The 16,880-nt window shown below is 72.0% G+C and carries 18 protein-coding genes; 7 read left to right on the forward strand and 11 right to left on the reverse strand.

What is annotated here, in order from left to right; all coding sequences use genetic code 11:
* Positions 1–28: 28 nt before the first annotated feature.
* Complete coding sequence (locus ACFC96_RS37725) at positions 29–958, reverse strand: MerR family transcriptional regulator (protein WP_376616706.1); 930 nt, start codon at positions 956–958, stop codon at positions 29–31.
* Between the two features lie 88 nt (positions 959–1,046).
* On the opposite strand from ACFC96_RS37725, the gene ACFC96_RS37730 reads away from it, so the two are divergent.
* Complete coding sequence (locus tag ACFC96_RS37730; protein ID WP_376616708.1) at positions 1,047–2,558, forward strand: alpha/beta hydrolase; 1,512 nt, start codon at positions 1,047–1,049, stop codon at positions 2,556–2,558.
* Here the strand turns inward: ACFC96_RS37730 and ACFC96_RS37735 are convergent.
* Complete coding sequence (locus tag ACFC96_RS37735; protein ID WP_376616885.1) at positions 2,555–2,989, reverse strand: MarR family winged helix-turn-helix transcriptional regulator; 435 nt, start codon at positions 2,987–2,989, stop codon at positions 2,555–2,557. The genes ACFC96_RS37730 and ACFC96_RS37735 overlap by 4 nt on opposite strands.
* 54 nt (positions 2,990–3,043) lie before the next feature.
* On the opposite strand from ACFC96_RS37735, the gene ACFC96_RS37740 reads away from it, so the two are divergent.
* Positions 3,044–3,652, forward strand: coding sequence for a TIGR03086 family metal-binding protein (locus ACFC96_RS37740; RefSeq protein WP_376616710.1), 609 nt, complete (start codon positions 3,044–3,046; stop codon positions 3,650–3,652).
* Between the two features lie 74 nt (positions 3,653–3,726).
* Here the strand turns inward: ACFC96_RS37740 and ACFC96_RS37745 are convergent, their stop codons facing one another.
* Genes ACFC96_RS37745 through ACFC96_RS37765 form a run of 5 tightly spaced genes read right to left on the reverse strand, consistent with a single transcriptional unit; the run spans position 3,727 to position 9,026 of the window.
* Positions 3,727–4,383, reverse strand: a complete 657-nt coding sequence (locus ACFC96_RS37745; RefSeq protein ID WP_376260786.1) for an ABC transporter permease — start codon at positions 4,381–4,383, stop codon at positions 3,727–3,729.
* On the reverse strand, positions 4,383–5,117 hold the full coding sequence (locus ACFC96_RS37750) for an ABC transporter permease (protein ID WP_376260788.1): 735 nt from the start codon (positions 5,115–5,117) through the stop codon (positions 4,383–4,385). Before ACFC96_RS37750 ends, ACFC96_RS37745 begins: the two co-directional genes overlap by 1 nt.
* Entirely contained in the window at positions 5,114–6,067 is a 954-nt protein-coding gene (locus ACFC96_RS37755) for an ABC transporter ATP-binding protein (protein WP_340457796.1), read from the reverse strand. The genes ACFC96_RS37750 and ACFC96_RS37755 overlap by 4 nt, the downstream gene beginning before the upstream one ends.
* 17 nt (positions 6,068–6,084) lie before the next feature.
* On the reverse strand, positions 6,085–6,981 hold the full coding sequence (locus ACFC96_RS37760) for a glycine betaine ABC transporter substrate-binding protein (RefSeq protein ID WP_376616712.1): 897 nt from the start codon (positions 6,979–6,981) through the stop codon (positions 6,085–6,087).
* 2 nt (positions 6,982–6,983) lie between these two features.
* Positions 6,984–9,026, reverse strand: coding sequence for a CocE/NonD family hydrolase (locus ACFC96_RS37765; protein ID WP_376616714.1), 2,043 nt, complete (start codon positions 9,024–9,026; stop codon positions 6,984–6,986).
* Positions 9,027–9,175: 149 nt separating this feature from the next.
* Between ACFC96_RS37765 and ACFC96_RS37770 the strand changes: the two genes are divergently transcribed.
* From ACFC96_RS37770 to ACFC96_RS37780, 3 genes are all read left to right on the forward strand, one after another.
* The gene (locus ACFC96_RS37770) at positions 9,176–10,003 is read left to right on the forward strand and encodes an N-formylglutamate amidohydrolase (RefSeq protein ID WP_340457799.1); all 828 of its coding nucleotides are present in this window, start codon (positions 9,176–9,178) and stop codon (positions 10,001–10,003) included.
* A gap of 157 nt (positions 10,004–10,160) precedes the next feature.
* Positions 10,161–11,144, forward strand: coding sequence for an alpha/beta fold hydrolase (locus ACFC96_RS37775; protein WP_376616716.1), 984 nt, complete (start codon positions 10,161–10,163; stop codon positions 11,142–11,144).
* A gap of 140 nt (positions 11,145–11,284) precedes the next feature.
* Entirely contained in the window at positions 11,285–11,968 is a 684-nt protein-coding gene (locus ACFC96_RS37780) for a dihydrofolate reductase family protein (RefSeq protein WP_376616717.1), read from the forward strand.
* Here ACFC96_RS37780 and ACFC96_RS37785 read toward each other — a convergent pair.
* A complete protein-coding gene (locus ACFC96_RS37785; protein WP_340457802.1) occupies positions 11,940–13,007 on the reverse strand; it encodes a methyltransferase domain-containing protein in 1,068 nt (355 codons plus the stop codon). The genes ACFC96_RS37780 and ACFC96_RS37785 overlap by 29 nt on opposite strands.
* 250 nt (positions 13,008–13,257) lie before the next feature.
* On the opposite strand from ACFC96_RS37785, the gene ACFC96_RS37790 reads away from it, so the two are divergent.
* Complete coding sequence (locus tag ACFC96_RS37790) at positions 13,258–14,079, forward strand: VOC family protein (RefSeq protein WP_340457803.1); 822 nt, start codon at positions 13,258–13,260, stop codon at positions 14,077–14,079.
* A 9-nt stretch (positions 14,080–14,088) separates the two neighbouring features.
* Here ACFC96_RS37790 and ACFC96_RS37795 read toward each other — a convergent pair whose 3' ends face one another.
* Complete coding sequence (locus ACFC96_RS37795; RefSeq protein ID WP_376616719.1) at positions 14,089–14,856, reverse strand: sulfite exporter TauE/SafE family protein; 768 nt, start codon at positions 14,854–14,856, stop codon at positions 14,089–14,091.
* 150 nt (positions 14,857–15,006) lie between these two features.
* Here ACFC96_RS37795 and ACFC96_RS37800 point away from each other — a divergent pair, with 150 nt between their 5' ends.
* On the forward strand, positions 15,007–15,738 hold the full coding sequence (locus tag ACFC96_RS37800) for a class I SAM-dependent methyltransferase (protein ID WP_376616720.1): 732 nt from the start codon (positions 15,007–15,009) through the stop codon (positions 15,736–15,738).
* A 12-nt stretch (positions 15,739–15,750) separates the two neighbouring features.
* On the opposite strand, the gene ACFC96_RS37805 is transcribed toward ACFC96_RS37800, so the two are convergent.
* Entirely contained in the window at positions 15,751–16,557 is an 807-nt protein-coding gene (locus ACFC96_RS37805) for an alpha/beta fold hydrolase (protein ID WP_376616722.1), read from the reverse strand.
* A gap of 117 nt (positions 16,558–16,674) precedes the next feature.
* Positions 16,675–16,866: a hypothetical protein gene (locus ACFC96_RS37810; protein WP_116505152.1), complete on the reverse strand. Its 192-nt coding sequence runs from the start codon at positions 16,864–16,866 to the stop codon at positions 16,675–16,677.
* Between the last annotated feature and the right edge of the window lie 14 nt (positions 16,867–16,880).

Genomic DNA, 16,880 nt, shown 5'->3' on the forward strand with positions numbered 1-16,880 from the left:
GATTAACCGGAGCTGAGGGGGGCCACCCTCACCCGGGCCCACGCCCGACCTGGCCGTCGAGTGACGCGCAGAGCCAGTCGTGGGCGGCACCCGGCGTCGGCCGCGAAGGACCGGTCAGTTCGGCGACGAGCTGCCAGTAGTGGTCGATCCGCGGATCGGCGGCCAGCACCTCGCTGAGCGCACGGCGGAACGCGGGGGTGTCACGTACGCCCCGCGAGGTGGCGTAGGCGGAGACGAAGCAGTCCAGCGCCTCGCCCTCCCGGGGTGACCGCTGGGCGCACAGGTGGGGCGCCGCCAGCGCGTAGGCCTCGCTGAGCCCCTCGTAGAGCACCCCGGGGCGGAACCCGGCCTCGGCACGGTGCGCCGCCGGCTGGCCGCGATCGCCGCCCTCGCAGGAACGCGAGGTGAAGGCGTGCAGCCGGGCGAAGGTCAGGACGTGGGCCGGAGTCGGGTCCGCCGGGGGCTGCGGGACGGCCTGGTCGAGGACGGCGGAGACGACCCGTGCGGGCATGCGGGGCGGCAGCCAGCGACGCCAGAACCGGGCCGGCGCGGCCGTGCCGGGCGGGGCGGACATCGCGCCGACGAGCAGCAGCCGCTCGGCGCGCTCGGCGGGCGTGCAGTCCTGGAGCAGCTGAAGTGCGGCCTCCCGCCAGCGCAGCGCGGCCAGTTGAGAGCCGATGTCGCGCAACTGCCCCGCGACGACGTCCTCGAGAGCGTCGTCCAGCCCGTCCTCCTCGCCCAGGACCCGGCGCACGTCCGGCACCGGCAGGTCGAGGGCGCGCAGGGAGCGGATGACGCGGAGCCGGTCGAGCGCCTCGGGCCCGTACCGGCGATGGCCGCCTGTGCTGCGGGGGCCCTCGGGCAACAGGCCGCGGTCCGAGTAGAAGCGGACTGTCTTGACGGTGACACCCGCGCGCTCGGCGAGCTCCCCGATGGACCACATGCTGTCGGCGCCCACGGCTTGAACCTCCCTCAGGGGGAGTTCCTACGGTACCGGCGAGCGCGGACCGGCCGGTCCGCGGACCACGGCGTGGGAGGAGACGGACATGACAGCGTTCATTCTGGTGGCGGGGGCCCACACCGGCGGCTGGGTATGGCGGCAAGTGGCCGCCGGGCTGCGGGACTCGGGGGCGCGGGCGTACGAAGTGACGCTCACCGGCATGGACGGCGGCGGTGGTGCGGCGGAGCCGGGCGTGGACCTGCAGACGCACATCGAGGAGCTGGTCCGGCTGATCGACCGGGTCGAGGGGCAGGACGTGGTCCTCGTCGGCCACTGCTACGGCATCCACCCGGTGCGCGGTGCCGCGGACCGGCGCCCCGGGCGGATCTCCAGGATCGTCCACGTGGATGTCGGCGTCCCCGAGGACGGCGACCCGGCCCTCAAGCTGGTGCCCGACCAGACGGACCGCGAGCGGGTGCTGAGCCTGGCCCGGGAAAACGGGGCCGGCACGCTGCCCGCGCCGACGGTGCAGGAGTGGCAGCGCTGGGGCAGCGTCGCAGGCCTCCCGGACGACGCGCTGGCGCGGCTGACCGAACAGGCCGTTCCCCAGCCCCTGCCCACGCTCACCCAGCCCTTGCGGCTGTCGGGCGCGGTCGCCGAAGTGCCGACGACCGGCGTCCTGTGCACGGCCAACGGGTCGAGCATCGCCGTGGTCGAGGCCAGGGTGGGCCTGGGTGATCCCGCGTTCCAGGCGCTCGCCGACCCGCGTGTCACCTTCTTCGAACTCGAGACCGGGCACTGGCCGATGCTCTCCGCTCCGCGCGAGCTCGTGGACGTACTGCTGCGGGCGGCCGCGGGGAAGGGACACCGGGTGGCCGCCGTGCGCGAGCAGCCCACGCATCTGCGGCCGTTCCTCATGGACGTCGAGGAGCGGCCCCGGGAGCGGACCGGCCGCGTCGACCTGCATCTGCCGGACGCCGACGATCCCCGGCCGGCTGTGGTGTTCGTCCACGGCGGACCGGTACCGGCCGGTGCCCGTCCGACACCGCGCGACTGGCCGGCCTTCGTGGGCTATGCGCAGTACGCGGCGAACCTGGGGGCCGTCGGCGTGACCGTGGACCACCGGCTCCACGAGCTGACCGCGTACGGGCGGGCCGCCGACGACATCGCCGAGGCGATCGAGCTCGTACGGGCCGATCCACGGGTGGACGGCGAGCGCGTCGCGCTGTGGTTCGTCTCGGCCGGAGGGCTCCTTGCGGCCGACTGGCTCGCGGCTCCGCCGTCCTGGCTGCGATGCGTGGCGGCCTCCTACCCGATTCTCGCGCCGCTGCCGGGCTGGGGGCTCGCCGGCGGCCGGTTCCGCCCGGCGGCGGCGGTGCGCGGTGCGGGGCGGCTGCCGATCGTGCTGACGCGGGTGGGGCTCGAACGCCCTGAAATCGCGGTGACGGTCGAGGAGTTCGTGTCCGCGGCCGCGGACTGCGGCGCGGCCCTGGAGGTGATCGACGTGCCGCTCGGCCACCACGGCTTCGAGACGGTCGACCCGACCGACGCGTCGCGCGACGCGGTGCGACGGGCGGTGCGCTCGGTGCTCGGCCACCTGGGGGCGGGGACCGACTAGGGCGTGTCCGCGTCCGGGGTGAGGGTGCGGACCGCGTCGAGGAAGACCCGGCGGTCGGCCGCGGGGAGCCGGGCCAGGAGGCGGTCCTCGTGCGCGTGGATGCCGGCCTGCGCGGACCTGCGCACGCGCCGGCCGTCGTCGGTGATGGAGAGGAGTCGGACCCGTCGGTCGTGAGGGTCCGGGGTGCGGGAGATCAGACCGGACTCCTGCAGCGTGTCCAGCGTGGAGATGATCCGGGTCTTGTCCGCGCCGATCGCTGTCGCGAGCGCGGCCTGGGTTCGGACGGGGCCGTCGTCCAGGGCGCTGAGGACGACGTATCCCCACATCGAGATCCCGTGCGAAGCGAGCACCGGCAGCTCGGCGGCGATGAGGGACCGCACCAGGGGCTGCAGCATCGCGGCGAGGTCGCGGCGTCCGCCGTTCTTGGCCATCACGCGCCGATGATAGACGTTGACATGCGATAGGTGCGGGCAGATGATAAGCGCATGCCTACGAATAAGGATCTGGTGGCCCTGGACGCGGAGGCGGTGCGTGCGAGCGTCGACGTGGTGGCGCGGGCGACGGCCGGGGACCTGGCCCGGCCGACCCCGTGCGCCGGGTGGACGCTGCGTGACCTGCTCGGCCACATGACGGCGCAGCACCACGGATTCGCGGCGGCCTCGCGCGGGGAGAAGGACATCGCCCTGTGGCGGCCGCGTCCGCTCGGGGACGACCCCGTCGCGACGTACCGCGAGGCCGCCCGCCACGTCCTGGAGGCCTTCGCCGTCGACGGAGTGACGGAGCGGGCGTTCCCCCTCCCGGAGATCCGCGACGGCGGACCCTTCCCGGGAGCACAGGCCGTCAGCTTCCACTTCATCGACTACGTCGTGCACTCCTGGGACGTGGCGCGGACGCTGGGGCACACGGTGACGTTCGACCCCGGCCTCCTCGGCGTGGCACTCGCCGTGGCACGAGCGGTGCCCGCAGGGGAGGCGCGCCGCGGCCCCCGTGCGGCCTTCGCGCCGGCGGTCACGGCCGCCGGCGGAGGGTCCCGCCTGGACGAGATCGTCGCGATCCTGGGGCGCTCACCGTCATGGCGGCCGGCCCCCGCCTAGGCGGTCCGCTCCTGCCCCGCATGGATGTCCTCGCACCGCAGTGCGGCGTGTTCTCCCCGACAGCGGTGTACCGGTCACACACTCCGTCCCGCGAGGACCCCGCGCGGGGTGAGCCGGTTGCGGAGCGCTCCGAACAGGCCGTCCGCGGCCAGCGCCAGGACGGCCACCCACAGAGCGGCGGCGATCACCCCCGACAGGCCGTACGACACCTGGTTGAGGATGATGTCGCCGAGTCCGCCGCCGCCGGCGACCGCGGCCAGGGTCGCGCTGGAGATGACGTACACCGCCGCGATCCTGATGCCGGTGAAGAGCACCGGCAGGGCGAGGGGCAGTTCGATGCGAGTGAGGATCTGCCACTCCGTCAGGCCCATGCCCCGCCCGGCGCGCACCAGATCCGGGTCCACCTGCTCCACCGAGAGGTACGCGTGGGTGAGCACCGGTGGGACCGCCATCACCACCAGCGCCGTCATGACATTGACGAATCCGATGCCGAGCAGCCCGAGGAAGATCGCGATGAGCGCCAGCGACGGCAGCGCACGGCCGATGTTGGAGATGCTGACGGTGACGAAGGAACCCTTGCCGCGGTGGCCGAGCCACACGCCGAGCGGGAGCGCGAGGACGAGGGCCACAGCGACGGCGGCGGCCGACAGCTTCAGATGGTCCACCGTGCGGTCGGCCAGGAGCCCGAAGTGGTCGGCCATGAACGAGAAACTGGCGAAGAAGGTGTGCATCAGACGGTCCTCCGCGTCCGGGCCCACGGCGTGAGCAGCCGTCCCACCAGCACGATCAGTCCGTCCGCCGCCAGCGCGAGCGCGACAGCCAGCAGACCGGCCCCGATGAACTGGGTGTTGAACGGCGACTGAAGGCCCTGGATGATCGGAGAGCCGAGCCCCTGGTCGATGATGAAGGCGGCGACCTCCACCACGCTGATCGTGGTCACCGTCGCCACGCGCAGCCCGCTGATCACCGCGGGCAGGGCCAGCGGGAGTTCGATGCGCCAGAGGATCTCGCGCCGGGTCAGCCCCATGCCCTCGCCCGCCCGGCGCACCTCCTCCGGCACCTCACCGAGGCCCGTCAGCGACGACTTGAACAACACCATCAGTGTGTACGACACCAGCGCGATCTCCGCGGTGAGGACGGAGAGACCGAACACCGGGACGAGCAGCGTGAACAGGGCCATCGGCGGGATCGTGTAGAGGAACGAGGTCAGACCGCCGAGCGGCTTCACCAGACGGCGCCGGAAGTGCGCGAGCAGCGCCAACGGAAACGCGACGAGGAAGCCGACACCGACAGCGATCACCGTGAGCCGCACATGCTGGACGAGCGCGGGCCCGAACATGCTGGAGAAGTTGGCGGTGAACCAGTCGACGCAGAACAGGCCGTTGTCGCGGACGCAGGAACTGACCGTTCCGAAGTCGGGGATCACCGGCCGCGGGCCGGCCGCCGTGAGCAGGGCGGAACTCACGCCGCCTCCCTGATGAGGTCCACGGTCACGCTGCCGACGGTCTTCCCCGACTCGTCCGCGACCGGCAGCCGCTCGGCGCCTCCCGCGAGCAGCGCCGACAGGGCGGTCCGCAGGGTGTCGCCGGTGCGGAGCGACGCCTCGTCGTCGCCGCTCGCGGGGTCGAGCTCCAGCTCGCCGAGGCTGCGCAGCGTCAGCGCCTTGAGGCCGCGGTCCGTGCCGACGAAACGCGCCACGTAGTCGTCCGCGGGCTCGCGCAGGATGCGTTCGGGGGAGTCGTACTGGAGGAGCCTGCCGCCCTTGGCGAGGATCGCGACGCGGTCGCCCATGCGGACGGCCTCGTCGATGTCGTGGCTCACGAACAGCGTGGTCTTGCGGACCTGTTCGTGCAGCCGCAGGAACTCGTCCTGCATGTGCTCGCGCGTCACCGGGTCCAGCGCGCCGAACGGCTCGTCCATCAGCATGATCGGCGGGTCCGCGGCCAACGCCCGTGCGATGCCGACGCGTTGGCGCTGCCCGCCCGACAGCTGGGCGGGGTAGCGGTCCGCGTACTCCTTGTGGGGAAGGCCGACCAGTTCGAGCAGTTCGCGGACGCGGTCGGCGGTCCGCGACCGTTTCCAGCCGAGGACCTGCGGGACCGTCGCGATGTTCTCCTCGATCGTCATGTGCGGGAAGAGCCCCGCCTGCTGGATGACGTAGCCGATCGAGCGGCGCAGTTCGATGACGTCCTGGTCGCGGATGCTGCGCCCGTCGATGCGGATGTCGCCGGAGGTCAGCTCGGTGAGCCGGTTGACGAGGGTGAGTGCGGTCGTCTTGCCGCAGCCGGACGCCCCGAGCAGGACGCAGATCTCCCCGGCCGGGACGGTCAGGGACAGCGCGTCCACGGCGGGTTCGGCGGAGCCCGCGTAGGTCTTGGTGGCCGCGTCGAAGACGATGTCGGCAGCGCTCTGCATGGTCGTGGGCTCCTCGGTCACTTCAGGTCGTTGGCGCGCAGGAATCGGTCGGCGACCTTCGCAGGGCTCAGCCGCATCATGGCGGCGGCCTCGTTCAGCGCCTGCATGGCCTTCTCGGTGAGCAGCGCGTTCACCGCGTCGAGCGGCTCGGTGAGCCGGCGGCCGTACCGCTCGACGAGCGAGCGCCGGACCACCGGCGACACGTTCTGGAAGCCGAAGATCGCCTGGTCGTCCTCCAGGACGGTGAAGTCGTAGCGACGCAGCTGAGGGTCGGTGGTGAAGACGTCGGCGGCGTCCACGTCACCGTTCTCGAGCGCCGGGTACTGCAGGCCGATGTTGAGCGGCCGCACCTTCATGCTCGACAGCCGGTACGCCTTGACGATGGCGTCGTAGCCGAGCGGGCCCGTGATGTTGTCGGGGTACTCGGCGTACGAGATCCGCCCCATCCGGCGCAGGTCGCCGACAGTCCGCAGCCCGTACTTTCGGGCGTCGGAGCTGCGCACGGCGACGGCGTTGCGGTTCTGGAACGGGGTCGGCCTCAGCAGGGTGAGACCGCGCCCCTCCTCGAACCTCTTCGCCGCCTCGTACGTTCCGTGCGCCGTGACCGGCATCCGCTTCGGCATCGCGAACGTCTGGAGGATGACGCCCGTGTACTCGGGATAGAGGTCGATCTGGTGGCTGCGCAGCGCACGGTCGATGATGTCGGCGCTGCCGATGTTCGACTTGAGGACGACCTCGAAGCCGCGGGCGGTGAGGATCTGGGCGTACAGCTCGCCCATCACCCATGACTCGGTGAACTGCTTCGAGCCGACGGTGATCACGGGGCCGGTGCCCGCGACGGAGCCGGCCGCCGTGCTCACCCCGGCGGCGGCCGCGACGGCGAGGGAGCCGGTGAGCAGGGTGCGACGGCGCATGCTCACACTCCCCGGCGAGGTATCACGGCATCGGTGGTGCGCTGGTACACGCGGTCGTCCCCCTCGTGGGCGGTGATGGTGTTCGTGAGGGTGAACGCCGTGGCGTCCGCTGTCATATGGCTGACCGTCACGACCTTCCAGCTCCAGTCGCCGCGCCCGCCCTCCTCGGTGCGTTCGCACTCGACGAGCGCGGAGTGCGGGTCGCCTTCGGTGAGCGTGAAGCGGTCGACGCTGTCGGTGCGCCGCCAGGCTCCGTCCGAGAGGTCGGTGAACTCGCCGTCGTCGACGCGGAGGGTGACGACGGTCGTGCCGCTCACCGGATCGTGCTCGACGTGGCGCCCGGTGACCCCGGGGGACTGGCGCAGCGGCGCGGGCAGATCCGGCAGGGGCTCCCCGTACGGGCGCAGCTTCGCGTCGTCGGCGCTCGCCGGGCGTACGGGCAGGCACAGCGCGGCCGACGGCGCCGGGTGGAGCGTGACCGTGACGGGCCGCGGCGAGGGCCAGGCCAGGGGCCAGTACGAGGCCGACACCGCGACGCGGATGCGGTGACCGGGCGCGAAGGAGTGCGCGGTCGCCACCAGCGGCACCGTCACCTCGTAGGCGGGCCCCGGCTCAAGAGCCTGAGGCTCCTCGTGGCCGTCGCGATGGGTGAGGTTGAGCAGGCCGCGCGTGACAAGACGTGAACTGCCGTCGGGCGCGACGTCGTTGAGGCGTACGGCGAGCTGCGCCTCCGGACGGTCGGCGCTGACCCGGAGGGTCACGGTCGGCACGCCGAGGATCTCCGCGCTCTCGTCGAGCGGCACGGTCGTGAAGGTGTGCGAGAGACCGTCGTCACCGCCCTGCGGACCGAACTGACCTGCCGCGTCGCCGAACTGGAGCCAGCTGCCACCCGCGGTGCCGATCATCCGCGTGCTGTCGAGGGGCACGGCGCGCTCACGCAGCGGATCGGTCCCGGCGGCGGTTCCCGCCGACTCGCCGCCCAGGGCGAACACGCGCCGTTCGATCCGGGGCGACGGCCAGTTCTCCTCGGCGACCCAGCGGCCCGGACGCACGGCGCGATCGCTGCCGGGCGCGGCCCACTCGGGCATCCACACCCGCAGCGCCGGATCGTCGAGGGCGCCGCTGTCCCGCCCGCGCAGGAACTGGTCGAACCAGCGCACGACCTCGGCGTGGAAGTCGATGGCGGGACCCGGCTCGGCCTGGTGGGGATAGGTGTGGGCCCACGGCCCCACCAGACCCCGCACCGGCACTTCGAGCCCTTCGAGCAGGCGCAGGACGGCTCCGCAGTAGGGGTCGTACCAGCCGCCGACGGCCAGCACCGGTGCCTGGATCGCGCCGAAGTCCTCGCACACGGACCCGTGCTTCCAGTACGCGTCGCGCGCCTGGTGCCGCACCCACTCCTCCGCGTACACGGGGGTGTCCGCCATTCGCCGGAGCCACTGCTCGCGCCAGCCGTCGCCGACGACGGCCGGATCGGCGGGGCGCGCGTTGTAGGCCAGCATGGTCGACGCCCACGGCAGCATCTCGGAGGCGATCAGGGAGCCGCCGGTGTAGTGGACGTCGTCGGCGTACCGGTCGTCCGTCGAGCAGACCGTGACGACCGCCTTGAGCGCGGCCGGGCGCAGAGCCGCGATCTGGAGACCGTTGAAACCGCCCCAGGACTTGCCGATCATGCCGACGTTCCCGTCGCACCACGGCTGCCGCGCCAGCCAGTCGATCACCTCGACACCGTCGGCCAGTTCCTGCCGGGCGTACTCGTCGAGCATCAGCCCGTCCGAGTCGCCGCTGCCGCGCAGGTCGACGCGGACGGCCGCGTAGCCGGCCTCGGCGAAGCGGGCGTGGAGGCTGTTGTCGCGGGCCGCGGTCGCGTCGTTCTTGCGGTACGGGATGTACTCCAGGACCGCGGGGGCGGGGCGGCTCCCGGCGGCGGGCAGCCACACGCGGGCGGCGAGCCGTGTGCCGTCCGCCAGCGGGATCCAGAGGTGGCGCAGCAGATTCGACGGTGCGTCGGGCAAGGTGAAGAACTCCTCGCGAACGAAGGTCACATGTGCAGGGTCCGGGCGGGACGGCAGGGCCCGCCCCACCACTACTCAACGGCCGTTCAGTAGTGGATGACTGGGCACCCTACCCGTGGCACCCGGGCGCCGTAACCCCGTGTTTCACCAGTTGGGATCGGGCGGAGGAGAGTGGGGGCATGGACACCACGGACAGTTCCGCACAGGACACCCGGCCGTCGTACAGGCTGATTCCGGGGAGCGCGGCATCGCCCGTCCTTCTCCACGTACCGCACGGCTCGCGCGTCGTGCCGCCGCGCGTCCGGAAGGGCATCGTGCTCGACGACGCCTCCCTGGAAAGGGAGTTGGACCTGATCACGGACGCTCGCACGCGGGAGATCGCCGAACTAGCCGCGCGTGAAGCGAAAGTGACGCCCTGGCGATTCGTCAACGAACTGTCCCGCCTCGTCGTGGACCCCGAACGCTTTCCCGACGAACGAGAGGAGATGAGCGCGGTCGGCATGGGCGCGGTGTACACCCGCACCACACACCGCCGACTCCTCAGGCCCGAACCACCCGCCGACGGGACCGAGCTCCTCGACACCTACTTCCACCCCTACGCCGACGCGATGACGGACGCCGTCGAGGACCGGCTCGTCGCCGCCGGGCGCGCGGTGATCCTCGATGTGCACTCGTACCCCAGCCGGGCCCTGCCCTACGAGTTGCACGGAGCGGCTCCGCGCCCGCCCGTGTGCCTGGGCACCGACCCTTTCCACACCCCCGACGCCTTGCCGGCGCAGGCGCGCGCGGCCTTCGAGGGACTCGGGGACATCGCCCTCGACACGCCGTTCGCCGGGGCGTACGTGCCGTTGCGGCACTACGGCAAGGACCCGCGGGTCAGCGCACTCATGATCGAACTTCGGCGGGACGTCTACCTGGACGAACCGGTGACGCCCGCGCCGGGACTGTCGAAGGCGGCCGCCGCGCTCGCGGAACTGGTGGACATGATCGGCGGCGCGGCCGACTGAGCCGAACGCGCCGCGGGGGACCGCCCCGGCCGAGCGGATTCTTTGCCGAAGCGGCAAGAAGGGTCGGTGCCGTGCGACGGTCCGTTGCATGATCGGCGTCAGGGCCCCCACCGCCGGTTGCCCCCGGTGGGGCCGCACGATGTCTACAGGAGGTCGCATGTCGCAGCAGGCCGAGGGACCCTCGCACCGACTCGTCGACGGTCCCGCGGGCCGGATCCACCTCGTGGAGCAGGGCACCGGGCCACTGGTCCTGCTCGTCCACGGATTCCCCGAGACCTGGTACTCGTGGCGCCGCCAGCTGCCGGCGCTCGCGGCGGCCGGATACCGGGCCGTCGCCCTGGACGTGCGCGGCTACGGCCGCTCCTCGAAGCCCGCGGACCCGGCCGCGTACGCAATGCTCGACCTGGTGGACGACAACGTCGCCCTCGTCCATGCCCTGGGCGAGCGGTCCGCGGTGCTCGTCGGGCACGACTGGGGCGCGACCATCGCCGCCGACTCGGCGCTGCTCAGGCCGGACGTATTCCGCGCGGTCGCGCTGCTGAGCGTCCCCTACACCCCGCCCGGCGGACCGCGGCCCAGCGACGTCTTCGCGGGCATGGGAGGGGACGAGGAGCTCTACGTCTCGTACTTCCAGGAGCCGGGAAGGGCGGAGGCCGAGATCGAGCCCGACGTGCGCGGCTGGCTCGCCGGCATCTTCGCCGCGCTGTCGGCCGACACGATGCCCGTGCCCGGCGCACCCGACCCGCACTTCGTCCCCCGGGGCGCAAGGATGCGCGACCGCTTCCCCGCCGGCCGGCTCCCCGCCTGGCTCGACGAGGCCGAACTCGACGTGTACGCCGAGGAGTTCGAACGTACGGGACTGACCGGAGCGCTCAACCGCTACCGCAACATGGACCGGGACTGGAAGGACCTGGCGGCCCATGCGGGCGCCCCTGTCGCCCAGCCGTCCCTGTTCATCGGCGGCGCCCTGGACGCGTCCACGACGTGGCTGTCCGACGCCATCGCCGCCTACCCGACCACTCTGCCGGGCCTGCGCTCCTCGCACCTCCTCGAAGGCTGCGGCCACTGGATCCAGCAGGAGCGCGGCGAAGACGTCAACCGCATCCTCATCGAGTGGCTGGCCGGGCTCCCCGACGCCTGAGGGGTCCCGTGCAGGGTGCGCGCCGCGGTGACGGGACTTCCGGAAGAAGCTCGGGAGGGGCTGTCGATCCGCCCCCGCTCCGTTCGACGCAAGGGTGAGAGCGGGAAGGGCCCCGCTCCCGTCACCACGAAGGAGACGTCATGCCGAAGCTCCGCGTACACAACGTCACTGTCTCGCTCGACGGGTTCGCCGCCGGTACCGACCAGCGCATGGACGCGCCCTTCGGTGACGGGATCGACGGCAGCCTGCACGACTGGATGTTCGCCGCGATGAAGGACCACGCCGAGGGCAGGCAGGGCACCGACGTCGACTTCGTCGCCCGCAGCGAGGACAACATCGGCGCCACGATCATGGGCCGCAACATGTTCGGGCCCTTTCGCGGACCGTGGGAGAACGAGGCGTGGACCGGCTGGTGGGGTGACAACCCGCCGTTCCACCACCCGGTGTTCGTGCACACGCACCACACGCGGCCGACGGTGTCGATGAAGGGCGGAACGGACTTCCACTTCACCGACGAGCCCGTCGAGACGGTCCTCGCCAGGGCCTACGAGGCGGCGGACGGCAAGGACGTGCGCATCGGCGGTGGCCCGGCCACGATCCAGCAGTACCTGCGCGCCGGCCTCGTCGACGAATTGCACCTGGCCATCGTGCCGCTCCTCGTCGGCAAGGGCGAGCGCCTGCTCGACCACATCGGAGACGGCGTCGACGGCTACGAGGTCGTGGAACTCGTCAGCTCCCCGGCGGCCACGCACGCACGTCTCGTCCGCCGGTCCTGGGCCTCTCCTGGGGTGGGCGTCACTTGCGGGCCACGTAGTACACGTTGAGGATGTCGCCCTCGACCTGCTCCACGTCGATGTCGCCGAACCCGGCGTCGGCGAGCATCTGCAGCGCCCGCTGCCGCCCCCAGACCGTGCCGAGCCCCGCGCCGCCCTCGCCCAGCGACACGGTCATGCAGTAGAAGACCGAGAAGGTGTACAGGGTGGGGCCGAGGGGATGGTCGAGGTTCTCCTCCAGGTTGCTGGAGGCGGAGATGTCGCCCATGAGGAACACGCCGTCGTCGCGCAGCGCGGCGGCCACCGCGTCCAGGGTGCGCGCGGGGCGCGCCAGGTCGTGGATCACGTCGAACGCCGTGATGAGGTCGTACGTACCGCTGATGTCGGTCGTGTCGACGACGTCGAACCGGACGTTCTCGAGGCCGAGGCGCTCCGCCTCGGCGCGTGCGGCCGCGATGCCCGTCTCGGAGATGTCGATGCCGCGGAACCGGCTGGCGGGGAACGCCTGGGCCAGCAGGTTCACCGCATGGCCCTGCCCGGTCCCGATGTCCAGCGCGTCGACCCCGGCGCGCAGCCGCTCCGGCAGGCCCGGCGCCAGCGGAACGATCGCGTCGACCAGGGCCACGTCGTAGACGCGCCCCGTCTCCTCGGCCTGGAGCTCCTGGAACCGCGGATACGAGGAGTAGGGGACGCCGCCGCCCTTGCGGAACGCGTCGAGGACCTCGTCCTCGACGACGCCGAGGAGCGCGAGGTCCTGAAGGAGCGAGGCCATGTTCTCGGGCCCCGCTGCCCGAGTGAGAGAGGCGGCGTGCTCGGGCGGGAGCCAGTACGTGCCGTCGGCCGGCCGGTATTCGACGACACCGGCGACGGTCAGACCGCCGAGCCACTCCCGTACGTACCGCTCGTCGAGCCCCGCGGCCTTGGCGATCTGGACGCTGGTCGACGGCGGAAGGGGCGCCATCGTGTCGAAGAGCCCCGTCCGATGGCCGAGGCTGCACAGATAGCCCAGACACGCGTCATTGACCACCTGGACCATGCGTCCGGCGAATTCTTCTTTCCGCTCGGAATCGACTGCCTGCCCGGTCGTCATCGTGGACTCCTTCCGGCGGGACCGTGGCACCGCCCTCCCCGAGACCACGACGCCGACGCGGCACCACCTTCAGCGTGCCCGTTCGGCACCTTTTATCCTGATTCTACGCTGGGCGTTCCGAGGCGCCTCCGGCTCCACGGCCTCTCGCCCGGCGGCTTCTGGCCAGGCGTGTGTCGCCCCACTGGGCGATGGCCGCACGGGGCCGTTCTTGCTGCAATGGGCGCAGGCCGTGATTCAGGGATGGTGCACGATGACCGACAGACTGGCCACCGAGGCCGGTGACGAGGACGGCCCGCCGAGCGGCGCCGTGCTCGGGGCCCCCTGCTGGGTGAGCCTCGCGGCGCACGACCTGGCCGCCACCAGAGCGTTCTACGAGGCCGTGCTCGGCTGGGAATTCCGCCAGGGCAGCCTCGGTGACGGGTTCGCCGTCGCGATGTCGGACGGCAGACCGGTGGCGAGCATCGGCGCGGTGGCTCCGACCTTCGGCGTGGCCACGGCCTGGCTGCCGTACTTCGGCGTCGGCGACCCGGACGAGACCGCGAGCCGGGTGCGCGAACGCGGCGGCACCGTCGGCGTGGGCCCGATCCGCTTCCCTCTGGGCCGCGCCGCACTGCTCGCCGACAGCAGCGGTGCCGCTTTCGGGATCTGGTCCGGTCACCTCGCACGGAACTGGAGCGGATGGCACCCGGAGGGGCAGGTCGGGCTCCGGCTCGTGACCAGGAACGCCTTCGACGCCGCCATCTTCTACGGCGAGGTCCTGGGCTGGACCCGGCCCGGAGGCTGCGACGTCCGCTACGAGAACGAGGAGGTCATCCTGGTCTGCGGCGGCCTGGCCATGGCCCGGATCACGTCCGGTGCCGTCGAGGCGGCCCCTGATCCCAGCGTCCGGCCGCACTGGGAGGTCCAGTTCGCCGTGGACGATGTCGCCGAGTGCACCCGCGCGGTGCTCAAGCAGGACGGCACCGTGACGGGCGAATGGGAGGACGAGGCCGGACGCCGGGCCACCGTGCGGGACGCACAGGGCGCGCAGTTCACGGTGTTCGAACCCGGTGGGGGCGCCTCGGCGGGGTGAGCGCCTCGGTCACCGCAGCAGCAGCTGGACGACCGCGAACGTCCCCACCGTCACGACGAGGGCGCGCAGGACACCGGGGCGCAGACGGCGGCCCGCCTTCGCGCCGAGCTGCCCACCGACCGCGGATCCGGCCGCGATGAGCAGTACGGCCGTCCAGTCGAAGTCGGCGACGAAGAGGAAGAAGAAGGCGGCGACGGCGTTGACGAGGGCGACCAGGACGTTCTTGACGCCGTTCAGGCGTTGCAGCGGCTCGTCCAGGAGCATGCCCATCAGCGCCACGTAGAGGATCCCCTGCGCGGCGGAGAAGTAGCCGCCGTAGACGCTGGCGAGCGTGAGGGAGGCGAACAGGAGCGGTCCCACGTCGCCGCGCGGACGGGCGCCGGCCCGCTCGCGCCGTCGCCGTGCTCGACGGCTGATCAGCGGCTGGAACGCGACCAGGACGACAGCGAGACCGACGAGGACCGGCACGATCGTCTCGAACGCCGCCGCCGGAAGGGTGAGCAGCAGCGTGGCGCCCGCGAACCCGCCGAGCACGGCACCGGCGCCCAGCTTCAGGAGGCGCCGCCGCTGCCCGCCGAGTTCGGCGCGGTAGCCGATGGCGCCGCTGACGGATCCCGGGATCAGACCGAGTGCGTTCGACACCGTGGCCGTGACGGGCGGCAGACCGGTGGCGAGCAGAACGGGGAACGTGATCAGCGTCCCTGAGCCCACGGCGGTGTTGATGGCCCCGGCGCCCACCCCGGCGGCACACACCGCGACCATCTCCCACATCGTCACCGTGTCTGCCTCCCCATCGATGCGTCTCCCATGCCGCAGACGCTAGGCCGCGGACAGTTCGGCGCCTGTCGAAGTGTCCGCGACGAAGGCCGGGGCGCCCCCGAAAGCCCCTCCCGAAACTAGGATCGCCGGACAGGGAAGGGGAGCCGGATGGACCGGAACATACGCAGTGTCGACGACGTACTCGCGCTCCTGGACGGGCTGTTCGCGCCGGAGGCCGACCGCTGGACCGGCGACGCGGCCACCTGGTGGGACGGCTTCTACGCGGACCGCACCAGGCCCGTGCCGTTCTTCGCGGACAAGCCCGACGAGAACCTCGTGTCCTGTCTCCGGCGCGGGCTGGTCACCCCGGGCCGCGCACTCGACCTCGGCTGCGGCCCCGGACGCAACGCGATCCACCTCGCCTCGCAGGGTTTCGAGGTGGACGCGGTCGACCTGTCACCGGAGGCCATCGCGTGGGCCGAGGAACGGGCGGCACAGGCCGGAGCCGTCGTCAGCTTCCACTGCGGCGACGCCTTCGCCCTGACCGACGCCGAACTCCGCGGCCCGTACGACTTGATCTACGACTCCGGCTGCTTCCACCATCTGCCGCCGCACCGCCGGATCAGCTATCTCGACCTCCTCGACCGGACCCTCGCCCCCGGCGGCCAACTCGCCCTCACCTGCTTCGCGTCCGGCGCGATGGGCTCGGAGGTGGCCGACGCCGACCTCTACCGCGGGTCCGGCCTGCACGGCGGACTCGCGTACACGCCGGAGTCCCTGCGCTGGATCTTCTCCGATCTGACCGAGGTCGAACAGCGCCGCATGCGCGACGAGGCGCCGCAGTCGCCGAGTTTCGGCGAACCCTTCCTCTGGACGGCCCTCTTCCGTCGAGTCCCTTGATCCGCAAGGAAGTCAAAGAGCCAGGGAGTCGAGGAAGCGAACCAGCGCGGTGTTGAAGGCCTCCGGCTGTTCCATGTTCGGCAGGTGCCCCGCGTGGTCGACGACGGTGAGGGTCGCGTGCGGGACCAGGTGCTGGATGCCCTGGGCGTCCTCGGGCGGGGTGTACACGTCGTCCGCGCCCACCACGACGAGGGTGGGAGCGGACGTGGCCGCCAACGTCGCGCGGTAGTCGGCGCGTTCGGCACGCCCGCGCAGCGCCGCCGCGGCACCCGCCGGGTCGGTGGTCCGCATCATCTCCGTGACATGCGCGGCGACCTGGGGCATCGCGGTGACGTTGTAGGCGGCCAGCATCTTGTCGATGACCTCACCCGCGTAACCGTCCATGCCCTGTGCGAGGAGCCGGTCGGCGAGCCGGTTCCGCGAGGTCCTGCCCTCGTCGGTCTCGGCCACCGGGGAAGTGTCGGCGAGCACCAGGGCGCGCACGCGCCGCGGGTGGCTGCGCAGGAACTCCATGGTGATCTGGCCGCCCATGGACACACCGCCGACCACCGCGCGGTCGAGCTCCAGGTGATCGAGGAGGGCGGCGACGTCGTCCGCGAAGGCGGGGAACGGAGTGGTACCCGCGGCCGTGTCGCTGTCCCCGTAACCGCGCAGGTCAGGGGTGATGAGACGGTATCCGGCGGCGCTGAGCGCGGGCGTCTGGGGGCGCCACATGGTGCGGTTGAAGGGGTGGCCGTGGATCAGGACGACGGGCATGCCGTCCGCCGGGCCCAGGTCGTCGAAGTGGATCGTGGCACCGTTCGAAGTGAGGCGGCTCATGCGGGCACTCTAGAGCCGCGATCACCACCGGACGGCGGCGGGCGCGGCATCACTGAGAGGCGCGGGACGGATCGTGACTCCGCGTCGCAGGGTGTGACGGTATGGGCAGCCAGCGTGTCAGTTGTGGCCGAACTTCCGCGGCTGCTTGTGCGAGTGGTGCTCCGAGATCCGGCGCGCGGGCTCCTCGGACGGGTCGGTCGCCTTCGTCGTCGGCTCGGGCGTCGCCCGCTTCTCGGCGGTGGAGCTGCGGTCATGGCCGTGGCCGCCCGATCGGGCGCCGCGGTTCTGGCGGCTCTGTTTCTTGCTCATGATCGTTCCTCCTG

The organism is Streptomyces sp. NPDC055955 (assembly GCF_042270245.1).
In the GTDB taxonomy this organism is placed as follows: domain Bacteria; phylum Actinomycetota; class Actinomycetes; order Streptomycetales; family Streptomycetaceae; genus Streptomyces.